This window comes from Acinetobacter rongchengensis (assembly GCF_003611475.1).
GTDB lineage: Bacteria > Pseudomonadota > Gammaproteobacteria > Pseudomonadales > Moraxellaceae > Acinetobacter > Acinetobacter rongchengensis.
Genome location: NZ_RAXT01000003.1, coordinates 196,018 through 220,878, shown reverse-complemented (window position 1 = coordinate 220,878; position 24,861 = coordinate 196,018). Strand labels below are relative to the sequence as shown.

23 protein-coding genes are annotated in these 24,861 nt (G+C 36.3%); 15 read left to right on the top strand and 8 right to left on the bottom strand.

Translation table 11 applies throughout. From position 1 onward, the window contains the following. Positions 1-112 precede the first annotated feature (112 nt). The 3 genes from D7V20_RS03475 to metG form a co-directional block, all read right to left on the bottom strand. Positions 113-1,090 carry an MBL fold metallo-hydrolase gene (locus D7V20_RS03475; protein ID WP_120382936.1) on the bottom strand — a complete coding sequence of 326 codons (978 nt, stop codon included), beginning with the start codon at positions 1,088-1,090 and terminating at the stop codon, positions 113-115. A gap of 112 nt (positions 1,091-1,202) precedes the next feature. Continuing rightward, positions 1,203-1,559, bottom strand: a complete 357-nt coding sequence (locus tag D7V20_RS03470) for a hypothetical protein (protein ID WP_120382935.1) — start codon at positions 1,557-1,559, stop codon at positions 1,203-1,205. A 168-nt stretch (positions 1,560-1,727) separates the two neighbouring features. Beyond that, on the bottom strand, positions 1,728-3,797 hold the full coding sequence (gene metG / locus D7V20_RS03465; protein ID WP_120382934.1) for a methionine--tRNA ligase: 2,070 nt from the start codon (positions 3,795-3,797) through the stop codon (positions 1,728-1,730). 243 nt (positions 3,798-4,040) lie between these two features. Between metG and D7V20_RS03460 the strand changes: the two genes are divergently transcribed. From D7V20_RS03460 to D7V20_RS03450, 3 genes are all read left to right on the top strand, one after another. After that, entirely contained in the window at positions 4,041-4,712 is a 672-nt protein-coding gene (locus D7V20_RS03460; RefSeq protein WP_120382933.1) for a hypothetical protein, read from the top strand. Positions 4,713-4,784: 72 nt separating this feature from the next. Further along, complete coding sequence (locus D7V20_RS03455; RefSeq protein ID WP_120382932.1) at positions 4,785-5,582, top strand: hypothetical protein; 798 nt, start codon at positions 4,785-4,787, stop codon at positions 5,580-5,582. A 111-nt stretch (positions 5,583-5,693) separates the two neighbouring features. Further along, entirely contained in the window at positions 5,694-6,212 is a 519-nt protein-coding gene (locus D7V20_RS03450; RefSeq protein WP_120382931.1) for a hypothetical protein, read from the top strand. A 41-nt stretch (positions 6,213-6,253) separates the two neighbouring features. Here D7V20_RS03450 and D7V20_RS03445 read toward each other — a convergent pair whose 3' ends face one another. Then, positions 6,254-6,502 (bottom strand): DUF6500 family protein, encoded by a 249-nt coding sequence (locus D7V20_RS03445; RefSeq protein WP_120382930.1) that lies wholly within the window; start codon positions 6,500-6,502, stop codon positions 6,254-6,256. A 180-nt stretch (positions 6,503-6,682) separates the two neighbouring features. Here D7V20_RS03445 and D7V20_RS03440 point away from each other — a divergent pair, with 180 nt between their 5' ends. Next, positions 6,683-6,877 carry a hypothetical protein gene (locus D7V20_RS03440; protein ID WP_120382929.1) on the top strand — a complete coding sequence of 65 codons (195 nt, stop codon included), beginning with the start codon at positions 6,683-6,685 and terminating at the stop codon, positions 6,875-6,877. A 69-nt stretch (positions 6,878-6,946) separates the two neighbouring features. Here D7V20_RS03440 and D7V20_RS03435 read toward each other — a convergent pair whose 3' ends face one another. Continuing rightward, positions 6,947-7,246 carry a hypothetical protein gene (locus D7V20_RS03435; protein WP_120382928.1) on the bottom strand — a complete coding sequence of 100 codons (300 nt, stop codon included), beginning with the start codon at positions 7,244-7,246 and terminating at the stop codon, positions 6,947-6,949. A gap of 260 nt (positions 7,247-7,506) precedes the next feature. Between D7V20_RS03435 and apbC the strand changes: the two genes are divergently transcribed. Next, on the top strand, positions 7,507-8,760 hold the full coding sequence (gene apbC / locus D7V20_RS03430; protein WP_120382927.1) for an iron-sulfur cluster carrier protein ApbC: 1,254 nt from the start codon (positions 7,507-7,509) through the stop codon (positions 8,758-8,760). A gap of 349 nt (positions 8,761-9,109) precedes the next feature. Here the strand turns inward: apbC and D7V20_RS03425 are convergent, their stop codons facing one another. Continuing rightward, positions 9,110-9,661 (bottom strand): DUF2062 domain-containing protein, encoded by a 552-nt coding sequence (locus D7V20_RS03425; RefSeq protein ID WP_213072502.1) that lies wholly within the window; start codon positions 9,659-9,661, stop codon positions 9,110-9,112. 460 nt (positions 9,662-10,121) lie between these two features. Between D7V20_RS03425 and D7V20_RS03420 the strand changes: the two genes are divergently transcribed. From D7V20_RS03420 to D7V20_RS03385, 8 genes are all read left to right on the top strand, one after another. Continuing rightward, positions 10,122-10,715 (top strand): LysE family translocator, encoded by a 594-nt coding sequence (locus tag D7V20_RS03420; RefSeq protein WP_120382926.1) that lies wholly within the window; start codon positions 10,122-10,124, stop codon positions 10,713-10,715. 147 nt (positions 10,716-10,862) lie between these two features. Continuing rightward, complete coding sequence (gene dcd, locus D7V20_RS03415; RefSeq protein ID WP_010114202.1) at positions 10,863-11,432, top strand: dCTP deaminase; 570 nt, start codon at positions 10,863-10,865, stop codon at positions 11,430-11,432. Between the two features lie 266 nt (positions 11,433-11,698). Beyond that, the gene (locus D7V20_RS03410; protein WP_120382925.1) at positions 11,699-13,828 is read left to right on the top strand and encodes a hypothetical protein; all 2,130 of its coding nucleotides are present in this window, start codon (positions 11,699-11,701) and stop codon (positions 13,826-13,828) included. A gap of 14 nt (positions 13,829-13,842) precedes the next feature. Further along, the gene (locus D7V20_RS03405; protein WP_120382924.1) at positions 13,843-14,559 is read left to right on the top strand and encodes a hypothetical protein; all 717 of its coding nucleotides are present in this window, start codon (positions 13,843-13,845) and stop codon (positions 14,557-14,559) included. Positions 14,560-14,572: 13 nt separating this feature from the next. Then, the gene (locus D7V20_RS03400; RefSeq protein WP_120382923.1) at positions 14,573-16,969 is read left to right on the top strand and encodes a DUF6160 family protein; all 2,397 of its coding nucleotides are present in this window, start codon (positions 14,573-14,575) and stop codon (positions 16,967-16,969) included. A gap of 12 nt (positions 16,970-16,981) precedes the next feature. Further along, positions 16,982-18,415 carry a hypothetical protein gene (locus D7V20_RS03395; RefSeq protein ID WP_120382922.1) on the top strand — a complete coding sequence of 478 codons (1,434 nt, stop codon included), beginning with the start codon at positions 16,982-16,984 and terminating at the stop codon, positions 18,413-18,415. An 87-nt stretch (positions 18,416-18,502) separates the two neighbouring features. Further along, entirely contained in the window at positions 18,503-19,450 is a 948-nt protein-coding gene (locus D7V20_RS03390; protein WP_120382921.1) for a DUF6160 family protein, read from the top strand. A 141-nt stretch (positions 19,451-19,591) separates the two neighbouring features. Then, positions 19,592-21,088 (top strand): tryptophan 7-halogenase, encoded by a 1,497-nt coding sequence (locus D7V20_RS03385; RefSeq protein WP_120382920.1) that lies wholly within the window; start codon positions 19,592-19,594, stop codon positions 21,086-21,088. A gap of 62 nt (positions 21,089-21,150) precedes the next feature. Here the strand turns inward: D7V20_RS03385 and D7V20_RS03380 are convergent, their stop codons facing one another. Both D7V20_RS03380 and D7V20_RS03375 read right to left on the bottom strand, forming a co-directional pair. Beyond that, positions 21,151-22,866 (bottom strand): proline--tRNA ligase, encoded by a 1,716-nt coding sequence (locus D7V20_RS03380; RefSeq protein WP_120382919.1) that lies wholly within the window; start codon positions 22,864-22,866, stop codon positions 21,151-21,153. Between the two features lie 294 nt (positions 22,867-23,160). Further along, a complete protein-coding gene (locus D7V20_RS03375) occupies positions 23,161-23,799 on the bottom strand; it encodes a hypothetical protein (protein WP_171407745.1) in 639 nt (212 codons plus the stop codon). 285 nt (positions 23,800-24,084) lie between these two features. Here D7V20_RS03375 and pilG point away from each other — a divergent pair, with 285 nt between their 5' ends. Both pilG and D7V20_RS03365 read left to right on the top strand, forming a co-directional pair. Continuing rightward, positions 24,085-24,468 carry a twitching motility response regulator PilG gene (gene pilG, locus D7V20_RS03370; RefSeq protein ID WP_004827613.1) on the top strand — a complete coding sequence of 128 codons (384 nt, stop codon included), beginning with the start codon at positions 24,085-24,087 and terminating at the stop codon, positions 24,466-24,468. 21 nt (positions 24,469-24,489) lie between these two features. Next, positions 24,490-24,858 carry a response regulator gene (locus tag D7V20_RS03365; RefSeq protein ID WP_010114187.1) on the top strand — a complete coding sequence of 123 codons (369 nt, stop codon included), beginning with the start codon at positions 24,490-24,492 and terminating at the stop codon, positions 24,856-24,858. Positions 24,859-24,861 lie beyond the last annotated feature (3 nt).

The window sequence follows — 24,861 nt, the reverse complement described above, 5'->3', positions numbered from 1 at the left end:
ATTTGGAAAAATCGCAGTGATTAAGAACAAATATCTTTTATAGGTTTAGCACTTACTCTGATTCATATTACAAGGCTAACAGCCCTTTTGGTTTAAAAGGGCTGCAAAATGATTAGTCTTTAAAATGTACAGGAATCCATTGATAGCTTTTTTCATCCGCTGAATAAATATGTCCAATTCCCGGGAATGGTAAGTGTGGTGCTGCGATGGTCTGCCCATGCTTTGCATAATCAGCAAATTGTTTTAAACGTGTTTGTACGGCTGCTTTGGGATCTATATCATAATCAATCGCCGTTTCAGGTCGATCAAACTGAACGGTATGCGAATGTACAATATCTCCAATAAAGATCACATCTTCATCAGATGTTTTTAGCTTGTAGCTAAAGTGACCTGGGGTATGTCCTTGCGTACTGATGACTTCAAAACCATCAATTGTGTCACCCAGTTTGAAAGTCTTAAATTGCTTCTTGGTTTGGTATGGGGCAAGTGCCGCTTTAATTTTAGGAACAGTACCCGTATATTTTGCTTGTTGATCTTTCGGGATTTTTTGTAATTGTTTTGGATTTAACCAGTAATCAGCTTCATTTTCAGAAACATAAATCGTGGCATTGGGATAATTTGCAACGCCGTTTTTACTCACACCACACGAATGATCAGGATGTAAGTGCGTCAGTAAAATGGTATTCACTTGTTCAGGTTGATAGCCTGAAGCTTTTAAATTCTTCATTACTGAACCTAAATGCGCTCCAAAGCAATCTGCTGTGCCACTGTCCACCAATACCAGTTTATTGCCTGTATTGACCAAGAAAGCATTCACTGAGGTTTGTACGCCTTTGGCTTGATCTACATGATATTTCTTTAGAATTTCTTGGACTTGTTCTGTGGGAATATCTTTGAACAAAGTCGGTGACATGAAGTTTGTACCATCTAGCAAAGTGGTGATTTGTGTATTTCCAACTTGGTGTTGATAGTAGCCTGCGACTTGGGGTTGTTGGTTTATCACCGTTTGGCTTGTTGTATTTTCTGCTTGTGTAATGATTGGAGTAAAGCAAAGTAATGATATTGATAATGTTAAGGCTGTTTTTTTCATCGATATATTTATCTTTTAGCTGAAATTGATTATTTTTTATCATAAGTTTTGATGTTCGTGGGTTTTTTAGTTATGAAAAAAAATCCGCTTTTGTAAGCGGATTTTTTATAAATTATTTTTGGCATTCAGGTTGAGAACGATCAATGACTTGTGTACCTTCGACGCGATAACCAATTTGACCGAAAATAAAGGCGTGATTAAGTTGAGTAATCACAACATCAGAAAGAGCAACAGCACAACGATCTTTTTCAATAGCTTTGTCAATAGCTGTTTTAAAGTTTGGAATTCCCAAAGGAAATAATACAACAGGAACTTTATCTTCACCTGTTACACGTTGCCCTTTTACAAATTGATTGGAATTTAAATTGTAGTTCTTTGTTGAAGCAACGGTCATATCTGCCATACGAATTGAACAGCCAGAAGCTGCCAAAGTTGATATTGTTAATAGAGCAACCATTAGTTTTTTCATCATAGTCCCTAGATAATGATTAAGTTAAAATAGGAAATGATTGTAAATATATTGCGTGAAAAATCAATAAAAATACCATTAAAAAATCCACTGTTATAGGTAATATTAATAAGTTTAATATTGCTTTTATAAGCGGATTTTTTAATGCTTAGTATAGATTTCTTAGAATTAAGAAACCTTATCACCCGCTTTAGCGCCAGTTTCAGGTGAAATCACCCAAACACCTTCGCCATTGCCCGCAGCGAGTACCATACCATTTGAAATACCAAAACGCATTTTACGAGGTGCAAGGTTAGCCACCATCACCACCAATTTACCTTTTAAATCTTCAGGTGCATAAAACTCACGAATACCACTAAACACATTACGAGGTTCAGCCTCGCCGACATTTAAAGTAAGTTGAAGCAGTTTGTCCGAACCTTCAACATGCGCTGCTTCAAGGACTTCTGCAACACGAAGGTCAACTTTCATAAAGTCTTCAATGCCAATACTGCTTGTGTTAAGAGCAGCCTCACCGACTTTAGGTTCAGGCTTCTTCTCAACCTTTTTCTCTTTCTTCTTCTCAGCCTTTACAGGTTCAGCCGCAGCAGCCAAAGAATCTTTAGATGCATCAACCATAGCAGCAACTGCTTTCGGGTCTACACGTTGCATTAATGGTTGGAATTGAGCAATTTCATGATTGATTAAAATGGTTTTCGCTGAAGCAAAATCAAAGCTTTCGAGTTTTAAGAAGTCTTGAACTTGAGCCGCTAAAGTCGGTAATACAGGTGCTAAGTAAACTGCCAATTGACGGAACAAGTTAATACCGACAGAACACACGTCATGTACTTGTTGTTCTTCGCCTTCAACTTTCGCTAAAGCCCAAGGCTTTTTCTCATCAATATATTGGTTGGCTTTATCTGCAAGCGCCATGATTTCACGAATTGCAGCAGAGAATTCACGCGCTTCATAGGCTTGAGCGATCGATGCACCTGCGTCAATAAAGCTTTGAACCAATTCAGGTTCAGCGCAGTTTGCACTTAACTTATTCTCAAACTTGGTATTGATAAATTTTGCACAACGACTGGCAATATTCACGACTTTACCCACCAAGTCTGAATTTACTTTTTGTACAAAATCATCGAGATTCAAATCTGAATCTTCAACTTTATCAGACAGTTTAGACGCAAAGTAATAACGTAAATATTCAGGATTTAAGTGCTGTAAATAGGTTTCAGCTTTGATGAACGTACCACGTGACTTCGACATTTTTTGACCATTTACAGTCAAGAAACCATTCACAAACAAACCAGTCGGTGTACGGTAGTTTGCACCTTCTAACATTGCAGGCCAGAACAATGCATGGAAATACACGATGTCTTTGCCAATGAAGTGATAAACCTCATTTTTAGAATCTTTTTTCCAAAAATCGTCAAAGCTCAGTTCTGGGCGTTTGGTTTTGATGTAGTTTTCAAAACTTGACATATAGCCGATTGGTGCATCAACCCAAACATAGAAATATTTGTTCGGTGCATCTGGAATTTCAAAACCGAAATACGGTGCATCACGAGAAATATCCCAATCGTTTAAACCATTATCAAACCATTCATCTAGTTTGTTGGCGATAGAAAGAGGCAAACGACCTTCATCACGTGTCCATTTCTGCAAATATTCTGCGAAGTTCGGCAGTTTAAAGAAATAGTGATCAGAGGATTTTTCGACAGGCGTCGCACCACTTAAGGTAGAACGTGGGTTTAGTAATTCTGTTGCATTGTAGGTTGTACCGCACACTTCACATGAGTCGCCGTACTGGTCTTCAGATTTACATTTTGGGCAGGTACCTTTAATGAAACGATCTGAAAGGAACATGCTTTTTTCAGGGTCAAATAACTGTGTGACAGGGCGAATCGCAATATTGCCTGCTTCACGGTTTTTGATATAAATTTCAGAAGAACGGTTTTTATTTTCTTCGCTATTGGTTGAATCATAGTGGTCAAAATGTACACCAAAGCCATCAAAATCACGGATATGTTCTTTTTGAACATTGGCGATTTGTTCTTCAGGTGTAATACCATTCGCTTCTGCACGGAGCATGATCGCTGTACCGTGTGCATCATCCGCACATACATAAGTCACGTCATGACCCATTGCACGCATGGCACGAACCCAGATATCTGCTTGGATGTAGCCGAGTAAGTGACCCATATGAATTGGACCATTTGCGTATGGAAGGGCGTTAGTGACTAAAATATTTCGCACGGATATAACTCTCTTTCTCAAAGTTAATGCAAGGGCAATGATTTTACCTGATCAAATGTAGAATACAAAGGAAAGCTTTATCTTAAATCTATAATAACCATAGTGCACTTAGACTAAATTTTATAAAAATTGAAAGAGGTATTAAAAAATAGGGAAAAATCTAAAGTGTTACTCATTGTGAAATTTAAGATTTTGTTTTTTGGCTCTTCTATACTTTATAAAAGAGTCAGTTGGAAAACAGATATGACAATGAGTGATATTGCATATGAAAGAAGTTGCCGAATTGCTTTAGAGTGTGGTTATCGAGAAGTCATCACACATGAGAACGACAAAAGAGCATACAGAGGTTCTTATTTTGTAAAAAAAGGGAAATTATGGATACATGATATTCATTATTTGATGTCATCTTTACATCAGAGAGGATATAGAATCGATTCTGATTTAGATCTTGAAAGATTCCAATACAATGTTTCTGATTATTATAATTTTAACGATACTGAGATGGATCGTTATATAGAACAGTTGGAAATGTGGAGGGTGCAAGAAGAATTAGCGCGACAAGATCAAATAGGCGAAATATGTCGTAATGAACATATTAATCAAGATGAAGTTGACGATATCAATGAATATTTAGAACAACGGGGCTATGATCGCTTTTCATTGACAAAAAACCAAAGTAAACGTGATCGGGATGAGCTTGAATTGAATGTTCAAGATGATGATATTGATGATGAACTTGAATTGAATGGTCAAGATGATGAACAAACAGTAGTTAATTTGGATGAAAATACAATTTATGGTTGGAAAAGCCAAACAACGTTAGACAAGATGATTGAAAATAAACTTCAGAGAAGATTAGATGCGAAACAATGTAAAATTCATTTTCCAAGAAAATATAAAGTAAGTTTTAAGTAGCTAATTTTTTAAGACTTGAATTTCTATGATTTAGAATAACATACAGATTGCACAACCATGAGTGACAAATCAATGATTGATGATGAATATTTTCAAGATGACCAAGCTGTAACCCGTATTCCGCAAAATCAGCAGTCTAAAAAGCGTGAGAACAATATTCTCAAAGCAGCAGGAGATTATCTTGTCGAAATTTCTGAGAGCGAACATCAATACTTAATTGAGACATTACAAACACTTGCACAAGAAGAGCCTTATTTTAATGTGCTTGCCGATGAATTAGACCAGCCAGTAGGTGCGAAAGTTGCCAATGATGCTTTGAATTTATTACATTTTTGGCAAGAAATTCATCGTTTTGACGATCCATCTCAGTTTAATTTGTTAGACGTGATCAATGCTGAGTTTTTCCAAACAGAACTACTGAATGCTTTTGATGCGTTAGAAATAGGTAAGTCCAAAATACAACGCCGTCAAGTGATAGAACAAGCATTAAAACTCTATGAATTAAAGCTTTTTGCAGGTTGTGTCCCACTTTTATATGCGCAATTGGAAGGTTTACTGACCGATGTATTGCTTCAAAATGGTTATTTAAAACAACATGAAACCAAGTTTGTGGATGTTTATAAAATCGTACCCGGTTTAAAAGGACATGAAATTAAAAGTTTGTGGCATAAGGCCAAGATTGCCAATGAGTTGAATCATTATTTTCTAGAATTAGCGGCTTATAAAATGGATAGCAGTTCTACAGTTACCATGACTCGTCATAACATTTTACATGGCACCGATATGGATCATTTCAATCAAGGACGTAGTTTTGTATTGTTCATTTGGTTGTTTGCTGCAATCAGTTTTATGAGTTCGATCAGGCCGTAAAATTTTTATCAATGCCGATACTTTAAAACTTCACCCAAATTTCACATAGACCTCTCTCAAATCACATTTTAGCTTTAGATAATACAACCAAGATCGGAAAAGGAGAATATCATGCGATCTTGGGTTTTATTGCTTTCAGCAATCAGTGCAAGTTTAGCCTCAGTATTTAGTTTGGTTTTACCATTTGGCTTGTTTCTTCACCTTTACCATGGAAGTTTATTGGTTAGCGCATCGGAACGAGTGTCGAGCCGTGCGATTGAAGTACTGTTGTATCTCACACCATTTTTAATTTTGTTCGCTTTCTTTGTTTTTCTAATCATTTTGAGCGGTTTAAAAGCTCCCAAGAAAGTATTTGAAATAAAACAAATATTCAAAGCTATTGTGATAGTGGGTTTGAGTTGGTTTAGTTTTATATTCTTAATTCAATTTTTAGATGGTGCTGTCCATAATTTCGCTGAAAGTCTATTTTTTGGAATGATTGCGTTGCTGCTTATGTTACTGCCTTTGATCGTCGGCATAGTCAGTGGAAATATGATGTATCTTATTGTCAATAAAAGATTATTTGATCGCTTTGGATATAATAAATTGAACGGTAATAAAATGAATAAGCTTAAACATTCTCCACTTTGACCTGTAAATGATTGCATGTGTACATAAAGGAAAGTATTCATTTACAACGTTTTTGGCGATTGATGTAATCTTACATTTTCAAGCTGAATCAGTGCTTTAATTTTAGTGGCTTTTTCAAAATGATTCAGTTGATGGGTTTTAATCCACCATTCCGCTGCTTCCATAAGTTGCACAGGATCATCATTTTTATTGGTAAAAAATGCGTAAAAAGAAACACCTACAGCATCACCTTTTTTGGCAATTTTTTCGTTGCAGATTTGAATGATTTTGTCTCTTAAACTTTGTCGCATATTTACTCTTTAAAATAAAAACAATCATGCAAAATAAACTATACATTATGTCGCTGTGTAGCTGGATTGTTTCAAATTGCAGTTTTTTAACTTTATCATGGCATCTCTTGCTATAAATAACGTAGGGAATAGACAAATCTCCTTCCCAAGTAACTCAATTTTGAATAACAGGAAAAGCCTATGACAAAATTAGATGACTTAAAAAATAAAGCCTCAGAAGTTGCAGATGATTTGAAATTAAAGGCCAAAGAAGCAAAATTAGGTGCTGAAAAAGTTGCCGATGATTTAAAGCATAAAGCTCAAGAGGCGCTGTTAAAAGGAGAAAAAGCGATTAACGATTTGAAACACAAGAAAGATGATGATCAATCCAACTAAGTGGAACTCGCAACATAAAAGCCTTTCGTACATATCACCTAAGGCTTTTATTTTTATAGCGATTTAGTTTTAAGGATCTTTACGAACCCATTCAATTTTACGAACCTGATTATTGATCACAGTAAAAGTGTACAGAATATTATCAATATCATAGGTATAGTTAGAGGCGGTTACAGTAAGATCACCTTCTTTCATTTCATAAGAATTCATTGAAACAGGAGATTGATTTATACGTAGCATCATTTCAGAAGCGGTATCGCCAATGTTGACCATTTGGCCTGAAGCCGTTCGAACAGCGCTGGTTGATGTGCCTGCAATCGCAAAACTAGAAATGAATAAGGAGAGCGATAAAGCGAAAATGCGCTGCATAAGTTCACCTTTTTATTGTTAATAGTAAATATTTAAAGAAGTATGAAAATAATATAACGCAAGCTTAAAACGGCTGTGTAGCAAAATTGTTGTGTAATAAATGCATGTATTCATGTGTGGTAAATCAATAAAATCCAACTAAATAAGTAGGATAAATAACAACATTCAAAAAGCTGAATAGAAGTTGGCTTAACCTAAACACAAATTACAGTTAAACTATCCGTTTCGTATTATTGATTTTGCAAATTTGGAGCAAATCTATGTCGTGGCTTTCTTCACTTAAATCGGTTTTTTCTCCTGCACAGGAGGTGAAAGAAGAAGAAATCCAAATGCTGCTTCAAAATTATATTTTGCCTGATTCAAACAATCGATTAAAAGACCGCATTACTCAAGTGAATGTGGAAGGGCGAGTCTTACAACTGACCATCAATACTTTTCCAGAAGAAGCAGAGCACTTGCAAAAAATCCATGATGATCTTGCAGATGCATTAGAAAAGTGTGGTATCCAAGAATTGAATATGCATGTGATTCAACAAAAAATTCAACATGATCACAGTTGTTCAAGCGAGCAACATGGTCAATCTGGACACAGTTGTTCATCAAAACCAAAAGCTGAAAAAGCAAATTTACCTCCAGTGGTTGATGCTTCATCGCCAGCGACACACACGGAAGAAGATCCAAATAATCCACCAATTCAAAAAGCTGCACCACAACAACGTGATATTCCGAAACATCCACGAATTAAAAACGTGATTCTGATTTCATCGGGGAAAGGTGGTGTAGGTAAATCCACCACAACGGTCAATATTGCCTTGGCATTGCAAAAACTGGGTTTGAAAGTTGGCGTATTAGATGCAGATATTTACGGGCCAAGTATTCCTACCATGCTAGGAAATGAAGGGCAAACCCCGAAAATTGAAGGTGAAAATTTTGTTCCATTAGAAGCTTATCATATGGCAGTGTTATCTATTGGGCATTTGATTGGTAAACAAAATACTCCAGTGGCTTGGCGTGGTGCAAAAGCTACAGGTGCGTTGATGCAACTGTTTAATCAAGCACTTTGGCCAGACTTAGATGTCTTGGTGATTGATATGCCACCAGGGACAGGGGATATTCAATTGACCCTTGCGCAACGTATTCCAGTCACAGGTGCTGTGATTGTCACGACACCACAAAACGTTGCCTTGATGGATGCTGTAAAAGGTATTGAATTATTTAATAAAGTTCAAATTCCAGTGATTGGTGTGATTGAAAATATGTCGACACACATTTGTTCAAACTGTGGACATGAAGAACAAATTTTTGGTACAGGAGGTGGAGACCAGCTTTCACAGCAATACGACATTCCATTGCTTGGACGTTTACCGCTGAATGTACAAATCCGTGAAAATGCAGATGCAGGTAAACCTTCTGTTATTGCCAATGATGATGCAGCAGAAAGTTATATGGCGATTGCAGAAAAAATTGCGCAGACATTACCAAAAGTTGAAAAAGATCCACATCGAATTTTCTAATGTGGATTGATACAAAAGCACTTTGAATAATTCATGCTAGTCAGTTAAGCGTAATTTAGTCGTTACTCATCTAAGAATCTCCCCTAACCCTGAGCCATTTATGGTGCAAGGAAAAAGAGGGGGAACTACTGAGAATTTAAAATAATTTTAGATTCCTTGCGCAGCAGTGCTGCTCCCCCTTCCTTTGAAAAAGGTGAGGAGCATGCTCGGCAAGGGGAAGGATTTAAAAAAGGCTTAACTGATCAGCATTACTTTAGATAAGGACTTTTGTTCTTTCTAGAAGAAAACAGCGTTTAGAAAAAATTTTTGGTTTTAAAAATCATATATTTATATTGAGAAGCCTATTTTCTTAAAATTCTTTTGCGGCACGTTCACGCCATTTCTTCACCACACTCCAGCGCCAATACAGACGAGTCGCAATAAAAAGAAGGGAGGCAAAGATCATTGCTTCAATCAATAAACCCGTTGCAAGAATTTTGGCTAAACTTAAATCGATATGTCCATGACCAAAGTTTTGAATCCAATGAATAATTTGATGGAACACACCTAAAAGCATGTCTTTATTGATCATATGGACATGATAAATTTTTGAACCGATCCAAAAAGCAAAAAATAAAATCGGGACAATGGTGAGTGGATTCATAATCCAAGCTAAAATTAAGCCTATGGGTAAATTGGCCTCAAAGAGAAGTACAGTAAGTACGATCAAAACGGTGTGAAAAGGGATGGGTAAAATTCCCCAAAATGTACCAATAAACATGGCCTTAGAAATGGATTTTCGATTGACATACCAAAGCTGTGGACTTAAGGCTCTATCGCCAAAAATCTTCATCAATTTCAAACTGTTGACTTTTTCAGGGGAAGGAAGCCAAGACTGAAAAAAACGCTTTGCCATAAACATAGAAAATACAAGAAAGGTATCTATTGTGCCTCAAAAGCGGTTAAAACGACAGCTTTAATCATGTTGAGCCGATGAACACATCAGAAAAACGGCTTATAGAATAAACAATAAAACTGAAAGATTTCTTAAAATATTCATTTTAAATTTATGGACATGGCAATCATGATGGCGCATTGATGTATAAAAGGCATCATTACGATTATTTGATCAATTTACTAAGCGTAGCTTTGATTTTAAAACGGTTATTTAGCAATATTTAAGCGAATTTTGAATATAAAAAACGCACTCAATTGGAAGATGACCTTGCAGTTCTATGACATTTAAAACATTTTAAGTAAATGAAATGTAAATAGAAAAAATATTTATGTGACATAATGTAACACGTTCTCTTACAAATAATTTTTTGCCAATTCATGACAACTGATTTAATCTGCAAGAAGTACATTGATGAGGTCATTTAATGATTTCATGGTTTTTTATTGGCTTGGTGGCGACCATACTTTTGACGCCAGGGCCAACCAATACGCTTTTAGCATCTTCTGGAATACAAGTGGGGATTCGCAAATCTCTCAATCTGATTCCTGCAGAAGCGTTAGGGTATCTAATCTCCATTAGTGTATGGGGATTAATGATTGGTACTGTCGCAAAACAGTTTCCAACAGTACCAATTATTTTGAAATTATTTAGTGCAGGTTATATCTTATTTTTAGCGCTCAAATTGTGGCGCACAGCCAATCGTGATGAAAACTTCAATCAGCAAAATATTCGTGCACGAGAGCTTTTTATCGCAACGTTGTTGAATCCAAAAGCCTTATTATTCGCTTCAGCGATTTTCCCGACCTATGTCTGGCAAAATGCATCTGCATATGTGTCACATATGTTGTGTTTTTTATTACTGATTGTTCCGATTGCTTTCTTTTGGACTTTTATTGGTTCAATTATTTGTAGTAATCAGGTCAGTTGGTTAAATCAACGCAATATGCAAAGAACAGCATCTTTAGTATTGGTCAGTTTTACTGTTCCACTGAGTTATTCAGCATTACTAAGTCTTTAATTGATTGTTAAATTCGTTATTCAGTGCATTGCCTAAGTTGAGTATAACCTGAACTTAGGCATTTCTATTCCTGTTTAAACATTCCTTTCAAAAGCATTTTCAGTTAAAGTACAGCGCAGTATTGAAAATAGATTTTGGGATAGAAAAATGGCAATTAAGTCTGATCGTTGGATTCGTGAAATGAGCGAAAAACACGGCATGATTGAACCGTATGCAGAAAACCAAGTCCGTTATGATGCAAATGGTGAAAAACTCATTTCATATGGCGTATCTAGCTATGGGTATGATGTTCGTTGTGCACGTGAGTTTAAAGTTTTTACCAATGTTCACTCTGCGATTGTTGATCCTAAAAACTTTGATGATAAAAGCTTTATCGATATTGAATCGGATGTCTGTATTATCCCGCCGAACTCATTCGCTTTAGCACGTACTGTTGAGTACTTCCGTATTCCACGTAATGTTTTAACCGTTTGTTTAGGTAAATCAACCTATGCACGCTGCGGCATCATTGTGAATGTCACGCCACTTGAACCTGAGTGGGAAGGTCATGTGACTTTGGAGTTTTCCAATACGACGAACTTACCTGCACGTATTTACGCAGGCGAAGGTGTGGCTCAAATGTTGTTTTTCGAGTCTGATGAAGTCTGTGAAACTTCTTATAAAGACCGTGGTGGTAAATATCAGGGACAAACGGGTGTGACTTTGCCGAAGGCTTGATTTAACTTACTGATAATAAAATGTATTATGAAAGATGAGTGTCAAACTTGTCTTTCATTCATCGGAAAATAACAAAAACAAGCAGATTCTTTTTGCATTTGATTAAATAATTAGCATAATGGAAATTGAGATAAGGTTGGCAAAAAGTATCAATCTTATTATTTAAGTTAAGTGGGTAATAAGTGTAGGGATACCACTTAAATTAAAAGGAATATCTAGAAAAATAAAATTATGGTGCGGAGCATCGTATAAATAGGAAGGTCAAGATGACTACACTCGGTTATACAGTAAAATTTAAAAAAACTTTACTGGCTTCACTTATTAGTTTGAGTGTAAGTCAATCGTGTTTTGCGCTTGAAGAGTTATCAGATGAGAGTTTAAGTGAGTCTACAGGTGAAGGTATTGCGCTTCTACCTGAAAATTTCAGCCTTCGCTTCAATGGTGTAAATGATGAGCTTGGCGGTGGATCAATACGATTGATTCCAGTGGGGCCTATTTCTGCAACAGCTGAAAGTAAAGGTTTTCAAAAAGCTGAAGTATTTGTGAATGGTTTATCTATAGGACAATCGAAAAAAGATTATGGAATTGGGCGTGTAGTATCTGATTGGGGGGTTGGATTTGGGGCTTTAGGTTCTACTGTTGATGATTTTGCTCGGCCAATTACTTCTTGGGGAAGTGCTCAAAATCCTTGGATTTTAAAAACAGTGACTGATCCAGCTGTTCCTTCATTTTCTGGGGTAGGGAGTGCTGTTTCTTATATAACGTTAGAAGCGCCTTTAATGCATGGAGTAATCCCGACTACGGGTGCAGAATCCTCGGCCTATAATTTAAAAATGGGGATGTATGCTGATGCTTTCATGCGGGATAAGACTCAAGCTGAAAGTATTACCAATAAAATGCAAGGTTTATCCAATCGAATTCGTGCAGCTGTGGTATGGGATGGTTTTTCTGTTAATGGTTCTAACTTAAAAATATTTCGAACTTTAGATGGAGTGGGTACTGCTAATGCTGGCGGAACGTATGATGTTTATAAACTGATTGCCCAAAAAGATGGAAACGGTAAAGTTACTGGTTATATCAATGATACTACAAATAAGTTAGGTACTTTTAACTACGGTTTGTCTAAGTCTTACAATCAAACTTTAGGTGTTGCTGGTGTTGTACGTTTAAATAGTGGGAAAACAGATGGGGTTGATGCTCGTGGTTCGGTAACCTTAGGTGCTGTAACGCGTAAAATTTATCAATTAGATTTTTCACGAAATACTGATAATAGTGTGAAACGTGATGCTGCTGGGAATGTAATTTACACGCAGGGTTCAGATGTTACAGCCAATCCGAATACTTCTGCAGGTATTTTACAAACTTATATGCCACCAAATAACACGCAGAAAACAACAACATATGATGGTTTGCCATCTGGAGGCTCGTTTCCTTCAGGAGGACAGTGCGCAAGTCCTGAAGCGCAAAATGGTGCTGCTGCAGGATGTACGATTCAAGAAGGGGTGACAGCACGTCGTTTTGTGGCAACATCGAGTAATACTTGGACTATGCCCGCAGCAAAAAGCGTTTTACGAATAAGTACCCAAGAGTTATCAGGAACTGACGCAACAGGAACACCAGCTTTTGGTGGTGCAATACCCAATTTTAAGGCAAATGCAAAAGCAGAAGGAATCTTTTTATATAACCCAAATATTAATCTAGTATTAGGTAGTTTGGCTCAACCTTTGATATTAGGGACAGATGGTTCTAACTTTTCAATTGAATTAACTCGTATTCCAAACAATGCAGCTGTATATAGTAAGATTTATCAACGTTATTCTGATATTCCAGCAGACGTTGCATTAAGTGATGGAAATACCTATTTAGGAAACACATGTAATATTAATAAATGTGGTGGGACGCAAACTATTAATAATATTAGTTATCAAGATTCTAAAGCAACACATAGCAGTATTACCATAGGTTCGACAGTCTATGATGCAACAACTAATCGAACGACAGCATATAAGGGCATAGAGGCTTTTGGTGTTTCGATTGGTGAATTACAAACAGAAACTAATTTAAATAATAGTCTTTCACAAGATTACACGCAGGTTTGGAAACAAGATCGAACGCATAGTTGTAATTGGTTGGGGGATTGTTCTTTCGGTGGTTGGAGTGGCTGGAATGCCGTGGCTCCTAAAGCAAATGTTGGTGCAAAAGATACTTATGAAACCACTCAGCGTCAAAATATGAATGGTCAGATTTTAGGTATTCAAACCACAATGCCAACAAATATAAATACTACATTACAGAATATGACGCCTGCAGGATCTACACCAAAAAATAATTTTGGCTCAGCTGCAATTGATGGTTTGCTCATTCAGCATTTTAAATTTACCACTACTGGATTATAGGCTTGGAGTATAAGATGAATAAAATTAAAGATATTCTTACAGCAAGCCTTATTGGTGTAATGTTATTGGGTGTAAATACTTTAAGTCATTCAGATCAATTGACACCACTTTCTGATACTGATTTAGCGCAAGTCAATGGTCAGGCAGGTGTAGATTTGAATCTTAAACTTAGCCTTAACCATACAGTTGATTATAAGTTTGATTCGAGTGTTTGTTCGAGTTCACAATTAGAATATTGTCGTTTAGCAATTGCACTAAATAATAGATATGATGATGGTTCTAACGATACCTATAATAATGGAGTGCGTGTGCCTTCTGCCACGGGGAAAAATCAATGGTTAGTGTTTAAAGGTATACAAGGTACAGTGTTGATTGATAAGCTGGCTCTTGATGGTGCTGATGTTACATTTAAGTCAAAATCTGGGACAGATAGTTATCGTGGTGCATTAAATTTTAGCTTTGACCCTAATTTACCAATAAAAATTAGAAATTTTGGCTTTCAATCTCTTTCTATTGAAACGGATACAGCAGTTGCTTCATCAACAAGTAACCAAGAAGGGTTTTTATCCAATACAAAGTATAACCAAACAACAGATAATGCTTTTGATAAATATAATCCAGATACAGGTGTTGCGAGGGAAAAAGGATTTCTTGGCGTAAGTATGAATGGGAATTTATCGCTTGGAGGAAATATAAAAGTTTTCTCTTGTATAGACCACTCTCGTTGCTAAAAAGGGTAAAGTCATGAAGAAAAAAAACGTAATTCATAAAGCTTTTGCACTTTCAGCTTTGAGTGTGAGTATTATTTTACTTTCGCAGCCAGTTTTTGCTTTGGAAGAGCTAACGGATCAAGCATTAAGTAACGTTAATGGTCAAGATGGTGTGGATTTAAGTATTGATTTTGATCGTGCTAATTTCGATAAATTCTATTGGGAAGATAAGGCTGGCTCAGCAGCAGATATAGAACAAAATTTAAGAGCAAATGCAAATAATGTGATATTTAGTGGTATGGGGGGGGCTCAACCAGGCGTTAATTTAAAATTTAATGCAGGGAGTGAGGGTACTAAAACGGGACTTGATGCTCAATTGGTACTTAAACCCTTTACAATGGCTATAGATAGTTGGACGTTATGTGATACGGCAGCAACACCTAGCTGTGGTGGGAGTCTCGGAAGTTTAGGCTTACAAGTGGCTAGTCCACTAAGTATTCGTTTAACTACACCAAATGGAATATTTAGTGCTTCAGAACAAGCGGCACTTAAGCTGGGACTTAATAATCTTAACTTATTTATTGGGCAAAAACAAAACCTTGCAGCTCTAACACAAAACCAATTGTTAAGTAAATTGAATTTTAATTTATCTGGCAAAGGGTTTATTACAATAGATCCAGCAAAAGGGTTGTTAATTACAACAAATCAATATAGTGCTACAACAACTAAATCTCATACGCCATCAGGTACGTTAGGCTATGTGGATTTTGACCGTGTTGATGATCCAAATAAAAGCACGATACCAACAGCTCAGTATGGGACATATGCTGCGACAAATTCAGGGATTAATATAGAACTTTCAACTGTGAAAAATGCTGCTGCTGGAGTTTATGACGCGAGTGCAGCTAAAGGTCTGATACGGGTTGGTGCTTCTGGTCGTATTGTTGATGGTACATTACAAGTACGCGGAATAAGTGCGGCAGGTAAAATAAATCCAACAGATAACAATCTCACTAATACACATGAGCTGAATAATGTATTGGGCTTTGCAAATCAAGGTGCGACAACAGCATCAAACTCAACCGTTATAGGAAGTTCAGGTATCGGGTTTCGTATGCGCGGATCATTTACTAATTTAGGCGATCAAATGCTAACAGGTGCTAAGACAGGGGAGGCAACAACACTTGAAATTGGTGGAGCTGGAAATAATTCCTATGGTTTTGAATTTTCTAATTTAACACCATTAATTTCAGGTTCGACAGAAAGAGCATATTTCGATAGCGGTGATATTTTTCTTAATCTCGCGAACACACAAACGATCAGATTACCAGAAAATAGTGTACTTCGTACGGCACGTTTTGGTGGTATAGCGGGACAGTATTTAACGAGTACGAATGATTATATTCAGAAAATACATAATGATGCTGTTAATCCATATAGTTTGATTTTGGCCATACGTGGAATGAATTTCCAAGCTTTGTCACGTCAAGGTAGATTTACTAGCAGTACAGGTGTTTCTACTGCAAATGCTTTTACTAATCAAAATAATTATTGGGGTTTGGCACTCCCTATTTATAATTTAAATGCGAATTTGGCAACTTATGCAAAAAGTTATACTGGCGATATTTTTGGCTTAACCAATGGTATTGTAACTAAATCAACAGTAACAGATTCTCAAAGACTTGGTTTAGCATTAGCTTTAAGTACTGAGGGACGAGATGCTGCAGGTAGTAAAACAACTTCTATTATGGTGATTGATGGTAGTCCAGTAAGTACTAATGGAAATAAGCCGACAGATTATTATTTAGGCCTACGTAATATTGATATGCTTTTACGTGGTTATGGAAGTATGGGTTTTGAGAATGGTAATGTGAATTTGACTATGCCAGATTTGTTGATGGTCATGTCTGCAGAACTTGCAGCTGGTTATTTACCAGGCGCCAAATATAAAAGTTATGCCTATACTTCACCTTTAGATAATTTTAAATTAACCAACGATATTTTATTGGGTATCAAAATTAAAATGTTGGGGGATATGGGGTTTGCACTGATTCCGAACAATGCAACTGCAGATGGTAATGCGCTTACTATTGTTGGTGACTATAAATTGACAGATGGTGCAATTCAGCTAAGTGACCCTGTCGATGGATCAATGATGGGATTAGACAATATTTCAGGGAAAATTAGATTTAATAACAGTATTGTGATTGGTAAAAATACGACAGATTACACAGTAGATAAGCAAGGCAATGTTGCTTTTAATTATGCGTTGAACTTTAATCCAGATAAAAATCCAAATGAAGTTTTTAGAGTAAAAGATATTAATTTCTATCCACCAAATTCTGCCAATACCACAGGGCAGCGTTTAGGAGAAATGGTGATGACTGGTGGTCGTTTAAGTAGCAGCTTAACGCTTACGCCAAGAAATTAACAAAAGGATATAATGATGAAAAAAATATATAAATCTAAACTTGCACTGGGCATTTTGACTGCAGCTATATCAACTTCTGTTTGTGCAGCCTCTCAAATGCATGAATTAACAGATAGTGAGTTGTCTGAACAAACAGGCCAAGCCTTATTGTCACTGGGTTTTACTGGACCATCAGGTGCGGGTGTTGGTGCTACAACCTCGGATTATGGTTTCTATAAACTCGGTCTTGAGGCAAAAGTAGAATTGAATGCGAATATTAAAAATTTACAACTTGGTTGTGGTGGTGTAAATGGTGTAGGGGCATGTGATATTGACATGTCAAATATATCATTGAGTGGCTTACCTGATGCAAAAGATGCAAGTGGAACACCAACTTGGACCAAAGGACGAGCGAGTACCAGTGCGGAAATTACCAATCCTTTTTTAGAGTTCGCAATCAAAAATCCAAATTCAGCATCGACAAGAGAAGTGTCTGGATTTCGTTTAAGTGCTGAAAAAATAATGGGTTATCTCTCTGCTGGGACTGAAAATGTGCAAAATCCTACGGATGGAATAAAAACTTTTAGTGGATTTCTTAAAGTTGCTCAAACACCAGTCAATGCATTTACGGATCCAGCTTACTTTGGTACTACTGAAGACCAGCGTATTTTTGCAAAAATTACAGCATTAGGTTTATTTCCAAGAACGGTATTTACAGATGCTGCTGCTATGCAGTCTTCTACTAATGGCGGTAAGCCTTGGGGTATACAAGTTCCTAAGCAAACGGTGAATTTTAATTTCCCTGAAACTGTAGTATCTGGTAATCGTATGTCGCAGCTTAACTTGGTTGTTAATGATGTTCCAATTCCTACGATCTCAATTGGCGCGGATAGTGGGGCAATTAAAATGTTATTGGATTCTGCTATTTTAACGGTAAATAATGCGACTTTCTATATGGGGGCGGAAGGAACAACAGCAGCAGGGTGTGCTGCAACTCCAAATGCATCAGGTTGTTCGTATATTAAAAATTTAAAAGCAAATGTCGCGGTAAAACAAAATTTCAGCCTAATTCATAATTTGCCAATTACCAGTGGCGGTTATTTAAGCTTACAAAATGCAGCAGTGAAGTGGCCTGGCAGTGATGCTGCTGATGTAGCACAGCCTGGATGGTGGTTATCTTTTAAAGATCCTTTAGATTTTGGAGCATTGAATCCAACTGCAGGTATTAATATGGATGATGTTTTACCACAAATTGGTACTTTTATTACCAATTATTTATCCCAAAATAATATTAACCTAGGCGCAGCTAATACATGGAATGCACTAACTGGCGCTCCAATTTATCAAGGTATTGGTTCAATTACCCTTGCAGACAATGCCCGTGCGGTGATGACATTAAATAACTTGCTTTTGGATAATAACCAAAAACCAGTCAGTAACTGTTATGGTAGCTTAAAATTCTGCTAAAAATGACACTTTATCGAAATGTATTTGCGGCTGAATGTAATTTCACCTAAAGTTAATCAAACAAAATTGTCTTAAGGATTAGGGCAAATGAAAAAAATAAAAAGATATTGCTGTTGTATTGCAGTTGCAATGAGTCAGTCAGCATTTGCTTTAGAAGCAATGGATGATGCAGATTTATCTGCATCTACAGGACAGGATGGTTTTAATATAAACCTAGGTGTAAGTAGGGTCCAAATCAATCAGGCATCTATTATTGATAGTAATGGATTACCAGCAGATCACTTACTAAAAACTAGTGCAAATTATGCTGGGTCGGCATCTTATGTATTAGCTGGAAGTGCTGCAAATACGCCTGTGACGTTAGATTTTATAGGAGCCAGTGCTTCTCCAACAATACAAATATCTTTAGATACGGATGGTAATAATGGTCATCCTTTTAGCAATATAAACTTTAAATTTGGTCAAAATATTTCTGGGATAAGTTTATCTCCTTTTGCAATTTATCTAGCAGGAGCAAACTCAACATCAACACCTACTACACAAAAACTAATTTATACCGGTACTGTTCTAAATTCAGATGTATATAAGTTATTAACAGTGGGGAGTGCATCCAATAAATTGGATATTCTGTTTCATGATACAAATAAGCCGTCTATGAATATACAATTAGGTAATGCACCTCAAAATAGAATGTTTCTTTTTCATGGAGCAATAAAAGCAATTTGCTCGACCAGTTGTCCTATAAGCTTGGTATCAGGAAATACAAGTGCTGCTTTTGACTTCAAAATGACTGCAACGAATCCAACAACAGGTTTTTTACTTGATAATTTTTATGCGGGTTTTGAACCATCAGGTATGGTGATTGGTAATGTTGGAACTTCAAGTAAAATGGATATAGGTATAAATAATCTTATGCTAGGTGTCCAAGGACAGACAGATACTAGTTTTGCTGGTTTAAGTAATAGTACGATGGGATCGTTTGGATTGTCGGGTGCAAGTGTGACAAATTTAAAAACGACAATTAAAGGAATGTAATTTACTTCATTATTGTATTAGGTGAGATGATTGAAAATATCTGTCTAGAATTATGAGATAGTTTATTTAATTATACTTGATTAAAAAGGTTGTAAAAGTTAAAAGTAATAATTAAGAGTGTGAAGTAATTATTTGATAAATATGATTAATTTTAATGAGATAAAGCGAGTTTGTATTGTTGGAGCAGGAACTGCAGGTTGGTTTTCGGCTCTTCAAATGAGAAAGAGTTTAAAAGAGAATGTTGAAATTTGTGTAATTGCGACTCCTGACATTCCAACAATTGGTGTGGGTGAAGGGGGAGTTCTCAATTTTATGAGTAGCCTTATTCGTTTGGAAATCCCTTTTCTTGAATTTATGCAAGAAACAGGTGCTGTACATAAATTGGGTTTTGTATATGAGGGGTGGCGAACAGGGAAACCAGATGATATGTATTATCATATGTTTCCTTATTTGAATAAGCATGAAAAAACAAAAGGTTATTACCCAATATTATCTGTTTTAGCAAATCATAATGTGCCTGTCTCTAATATTGTGGATTCGATAAAACTAAGAGAGGAAAACACCTCGCAGCAAAATATTACAGATATGTTTGTCAATATGAAAGATCATAATTTTTTGTCATCTTTTCATTTTGACACTTATAAGGTTGCACAATATTTAAAGAAAATTGCTTTGAATCGCAATATCAAATATATCGAAGGAAAGGTCGATCAAATTTTTGTAAATGCTCAAGGTGGAGACATCGAATTTTTAGAAGTGAATAATCAAAAAATTAAAACTGACTTTGTCATAGATGCTTCAGGTTTTTCTAGAATTTTTATTAGTAAACATTTTAATAGTGAATGGGTATCCTTGTCTGATAAATTAGTGATGAATACTGCTATACCATTTCATTTGCAACACAGTCTAAAGAATCCTGAACTGGTCACGCGATCTACAGCCATGAGTAGTGGGTGGGTATGGCAAATTCCTCTACAAGAGCGGATAGGTGCGGGTTATGTTTTTAATGATTCTTTTATTAGTCCAGAAAAAGCTGTTGATGAAGTGGAACGGTGGTTAGGCTACCATATTGACCCAATTAAAATTATTAAGTTTGAGGCGGGGTATTACGAAAATATTTGGATCAAAAATGTGTTGGCAGTTGGGTTAGCATCAGGTTTCGTTGAGCCATTAGAGGCAACATCGATTGGACAAATGCTTTTACAACTCGAAGTTTTCGACCAAATTATTTTAAATTCTGCTGGTATTGTATCTCGAGATCTAGTGAAATTTTATAATCAACAAAATCAAAATTCTTGGCAAGGTATCGCAGATTTTATAAGAATGCATTATGACACTCAGCGTGCTGATACAGAGTTTTGGAAATCTACAGTCAATATGCCAATGTCAGAAAAATATAAAGAATTGAAAGAGATTTGGAAATACCGGACACCACGTGATTATGATTTTATAGAATATCAAATGGATTTAATGCATCATTTTGGAACATATAGTTGGTTAGCGATAGCACAAGCATTGGGGCATATAAAAGCCGAAGTGACAGTGCCTGAATTGATGGATTTAACTTCTCAGCAGCGTCAAAAATTAGCTAAGGAAATTAACGATATATATCAACGTTTGGGTTTGCAGCCTAGTTAATAGGTATTAATTGCATCAAAAAACCCGCACTCAGCGGGTTTTTTGATGGATAAGCTGAAAGTTTATTTCACTAATTTAGCCAATAATTCTGCTTTGCTTAAATTAACAGACTCAGCATCTTTACGACCTTTATACTCGAAAGTACCAGCATCTAAGCCTTTTTCACCAATCACGATACGGTGCGGAATACCCGTAAGCTCAAGATCAGAGAATTTAACACCAGGTCGTTCATTACGATCATCTAAAAGTACGTCATAACCCGCAGCTTGCAATTCAGCATACAAAGCTTCTGCTGCTTCAACAGTACGTGGAGATTTGTGAGCATTCATTGGAACAATCGCAACTTCAAAAGGCGCAATAGCAGCTGGCCAAATGATGCCCTTATCATCAAAGTTTTGTTCGATTGCAGATGCAACAACACGCGTTACACCAATACCATAACAACCCATCGTCACAACCAATGGTCTACCATCTTCACCCAAAACTTTACAGTTGAGTGCTTCTGAGTATTTCTGACCCAATTGGAAAATATGACCGACTTCGATACCACGTTTAATTTGAATTGTTCCTTTGCCATCTGGAGACGGATCACCTTCAACGACATTACGTAGGTCATATACTTCAGTAAACTGAGCATCACGCTCCCAGTTGACCCCAACAGCATGTTTATCTACTTCATTTGCGCCAGCAACAAAGTCAGATAGTACAGATGCAGCACGGTCAATGATAACAGTTAACCCTTTTTCTACGAGACCTTGAGGGCCACAGAAACCTGTGACTAAACCATTGTCTTGAATTTGTTGTTCGGTCGCAAAAGTTAATGGGCTTGCAATTAGAGGGTGCTTTTCAACTTTAATTTCATTGAGTTCGTGATCACCACGCAGAAACAAAGCAACAACAGGTATTTTACCGTTTTCATCTGCAATACCTTGAACCAATAATGCTTTTACTGAATGGGCGGGATCAGCGTTCAAGAACGCAGAAACGTCAGCAATGGTTTTTTGATTTGGTGTATCAACAATTTCAAGCGGTTTTGTTGGCGCAAGACGCTGTCCCACTAATATCGCTTCTGCCATTTCGACATTGGCAGCAAAATCTGATTCTGTAGAGAATGCAATATCATCCTCACCACTTGATGCAAGTACATGAAATTCATGTGAGCCTGAACCACCAATTGAACCTGTATCCGCTTGAACAGGACGGAAATTTAAGCCTAATCGAGAGAAAATACGGCAATAAGTGTCATACATGACATCATAAGTTTCTTGTAACGAAGCTTGATCAACATGAAATGAATATGCATCTTTCATAATAAATTCACGTGAACGCATTACACCGAAACGTGGACGAATTTCATCACGGAATTTGGTTTGAATTTGATAGAAATTTATTGGAAGTTGTTTGTAACTTTGTAGTTCATTACGTGCTAAGTCAGTAATGACCTCTTCATGCGTTGGGCCAAGCACGAAATCATTGCTATGACGATCTTTAAAGCGTAATAGTTCAGGACCGTATTGTACATAACGACCAGACTCTTCCCAAAGTGACGCAGGTTGTGTAACGGGCATTAATGTTTCCAAAGCGCCTGCACGGTTCATTTCTTCACGAACAATCGCTTCAACTTTATTTAACACACGTACACCCATTGGCAACCAATTGTACAACCCTGATGCCAATTTACGAATCATCCCAGCACGTAACATCAGCTGATGTGAAATAACTTCAGCATCGTTTGGGGTTTCTCTTAACGTTGCAAATAAAAAGCGACTCGCGCGCATGGAAACTGTCCTAAAATTCTTAGATTTAAAGCAGAGATTATACGATAAAAAAATCAGCTGAACATTTATAATCTTGGCTTGATTTAAAATAACCACCGCTGTTTATTTAAATTTACTGTAATTTTATTGTGAAGAATAAGATTTAAACTATTCGACTGACTTTGGGTTGTGTTGTCTGATTTTCAAAAAAGTAAGAAATTGAGCATTTTGAGCAAACAATATTGCAAATATATTTATTAGAATATCTTAAATATATGGTTGATTAATCCTGTTATTTTTATAGTTATATTTTCATTATTCTAGCCTTTTTAAGCGGTTGATAATGTCATCATAGTAGCTTTGTGTACTTTGATAATTGTTTTGTAAATTCCCAATATATTCTTTGCTTCGGGCAATGTTTTCCGCGTTGTATTTGATTCGGTCTTTTAAAATGACGGGCACGGTATTCCCTTTACGGTAATACTCCATTTCTTGTCTTTTTAATATAATTCGATCGTTTTGTAGTTGCTTAAGATTTTGATTTTGCAAATTTATTTGTTGCTTGATGTTTTGCAAAATTTCGTTTTTCTTATTTGTCGCAACAGTTGAGTTACCATAAGCACGTTTTAAACGCGCGTCTTGTTCTAATTTTCGAACTTCTGATGCACGTGATGTAGATTGTTGTAAGTCTCGTTCTACACTATAGGCTTTGTTACGTTTAATCACCTGCATGTTGCGATCTAAAGCTTCATATCCATATTTGATATGGGCGGGTGTAACAGAAGTACTAATATTAGCAACTCCATTTTTATCGTAATATCTGTACCATTCTGCTTTCGGTTGTTGCTCTGCATGGATCATGGTGCAAGTACAAAACAGAATAGTCGATAAAAACATGTGAGTTATTTTTTTTGTTGTTAAACCTAGATTTTGATAATAGATTTTCTTATCCATTTAACGCCTACCATCCCCCAAAAAACTAAATTGATTTACTTGGTTTTGAAATCAGTCTATGATCATCTTATGTGTTTACAAAATTTTAATAAACAATAAAGTTATAAAACAAGACAGAATGTTTTTTTTAATGTGAGCTTTACTGTGTTTTGTTCGTGTAATGCGATTTATGACAAGAAATGTTTATTGGTAAAGTGCGTTAATATATGTTAAAAAAAGCTGATTAATTGTAAAAATAAATCTGTTCAGCACAATTCAATCCAAGCTAGCGGAAAGGGGCATTAAATGGACGATAAATTTCAAAATCTAAAAGTCATGGTTATCGATGATTCAAAAACTATTCGTCGTACTGCTGAAACATTATTGCAAAGAGAAGGTTGTGAAGTTGTGACTGCTGTAGATGGTTTCGAGGCACTGTCTAAAATTGCAGAAGCAAATCCCGATATCGTATTTGTAGATATTATGATGCCACGATTAGATGGTTATCAAACTTGCGCTTTAATTAAAAATTCTCAAAATTATCAAAATATTCCAGTTATCATGCTTTCAAGTAAAGATGGTCTGTTTGATCAAGCAAAGGGGCGTGTTGTTGGTTCAGACGAATATTTAACAAAACCATTTAGTAAAGATGAATTATTAAATGCTATTCGCAATCATGTAAGTGCTTAAAGATTAATTTTGGGGAAAATAATGGCGAGAATCTTAATTGTTGATGATTCACCAACTGAAATGTTTAGATTTAAAGAAATTCTAACAAAACATGGATTCGAGGTTCTTGAAGCAACAAATGGTGCAGATGGAGTAACTTTGGCTCAAGCTGAATTACCTGATCTAGTACTGATGGATGTTGTGATGCCTGGTGTAAATGGATTTCAGGCGACACGACAAATTGCACGCAGTGCGACTACAAAGCATATTCCAATTGTGATAGTAAGTACAAAAGACCAAGAAACTGATCGTGTGTGGGGCAAACGCCAAGGTGCTTGCGATTATTTAACAAAACCTATAGATGAGAATCAGCTAATCAATACGATTAAGCAATATCTCCAAGCAGGATAATAT

Excerpts from the sequence above, each read along its gene's own strand:
- D7V20_RS03410 (WP_120382925.1), top strand. The coding sequence starts at position 11,699 with ATGACTACACTCGGTTATACAGTAAAATTTAAAAAAACTTTACTGGCT.
- D7V20_RS03400 (WP_120382923.1), top strand. The coding sequence starts at position 14,573 with ATGAAGAAAAAAAACGTAATTCATAAAGCTTTTGCACTTTCAGCTTTG.
- D7V20_RS03405 (WP_120382924.1), top strand. The coding sequence starts at position 13,843 with ATGAATAAAATTAAAGATATTCTTACAGCAAGCCTTATTGGTGTAATG.
- D7V20_RS03460 (WP_120382933.1), top strand. The coding sequence starts at position 4,041 with ATGACAATGAGTGATATTGCATATGAAAGAAGTTGCCGAATTGCTTTA.
- D7V20_RS03390 (WP_120382921.1), top strand. The coding sequence starts at position 18,503 with ATGAAAAAAATAAAAAGATATTGCTGTTGTATTGCAGTTGCAATGAGT.
- D7V20_RS03440 (WP_120382929.1), top strand. The coding sequence starts at position 6,683 with ATGACAAAATTAGATGACTTAAAAAATAAAGCCTCAGAAGTTGCAGAT.
- D7V20_RS03365 (WP_010114187.1), top strand. The coding sequence starts at position 24,490 with ATGGCGAGAATCTTAATTGTTGATGATTCACCAACTGAAATGTTTAGA.
- D7V20_RS03395 (WP_120382922.1), top strand. The coding sequence starts at position 16,982 with ATGATGAAAAAAATATATAAATCTAAACTTGCACTGGGCATTTTGACT.
- D7V20_RS03475 (WP_120382936.1), bottom strand. The coding sequence starts at position 1,090 with ATGAAAAAAACAGCCTTAACATTATCAATATCATTACTTTGCTTTACT.
- D7V20_RS03380 (WP_120382919.1), bottom strand. The coding sequence starts at position 22,866 with ATGCGCGCGAGTCGCTTTTTATTTGCAACGTTAAGAGAAACCCCAAAC.
- dcd (WP_010114202.1), top strand. The coding sequence starts at position 10,863 with ATGGCAATTAAGTCTGATCGTTGGATTCGTGAAATGAGCGAAAAACAC.
- D7V20_RS03420 (WP_120382926.1), top strand. The coding sequence starts at position 10,122 with ATGATTTCATGGTTTTTTATTGGCTTGGTGGCGACCATACTTTTGACG.
- D7V20_RS03375 (WP_171407745.1), bottom strand. The coding sequence starts at position 23,799 with ATGGATAAGAAAATCTATTATCAAAATCTAGGTTTAACAACAAAAAAA.
- D7V20_RS03445 (WP_120382930.1), bottom strand. The coding sequence starts at position 6,502 with ATGCGACAAAGTTTAAGAGACAAAATCATTCAAATCTGCAACGAAAAA.
- D7V20_RS03450 (WP_120382931.1), top strand. The coding sequence starts at position 5,694 with ATGCGATCTTGGGTTTTATTGCTTTCAGCAATCAGTGCAAGTTTAGCC.
- D7V20_RS03425 (WP_213072502.1), bottom strand. The coding sequence starts at position 9,661 with ATGTTTATGGCAAAGCGTTTTTTTCAGTCTTGGCTTCCTTCCCCTGAA.
- D7V20_RS03455 (WP_120382932.1), top strand. The coding sequence starts at position 4,785 with ATGATTGATGATGAATATTTTCAAGATGACCAAGCTGTAACCCGTATT.
- D7V20_RS03385 (WP_120382920.1), top strand. The coding sequence starts at position 19,592 with ATGATTAATTTTAATGAGATAAAGCGAGTTTGTATTGTTGGAGCAGGA.
- D7V20_RS03435 (WP_120382928.1), bottom strand. The coding sequence starts at position 7,246 with ATGCAGCGCATTTTCGCTTTATCGCTCTCCTTATTCATTTCTAGTTTT.
- apbC (WP_120382927.1), top strand. The coding sequence starts at position 7,507 with ATGTCGTGGCTTTCTTCACTTAAATCGGTTTTTTCTCCTGCACAGGAG.
- D7V20_RS03470 (WP_120382935.1), bottom strand. The coding sequence starts at position 1,559 with ATGAAAAAACTAATGGTTGCTCTATTAACAATATCAACTTTGGCAGCT.
- pilG (WP_004827613.1), top strand. The coding sequence starts at position 24,085 with ATGGACGATAAATTTCAAAATCTAAAAGTCATGGTTATCGATGATTCA.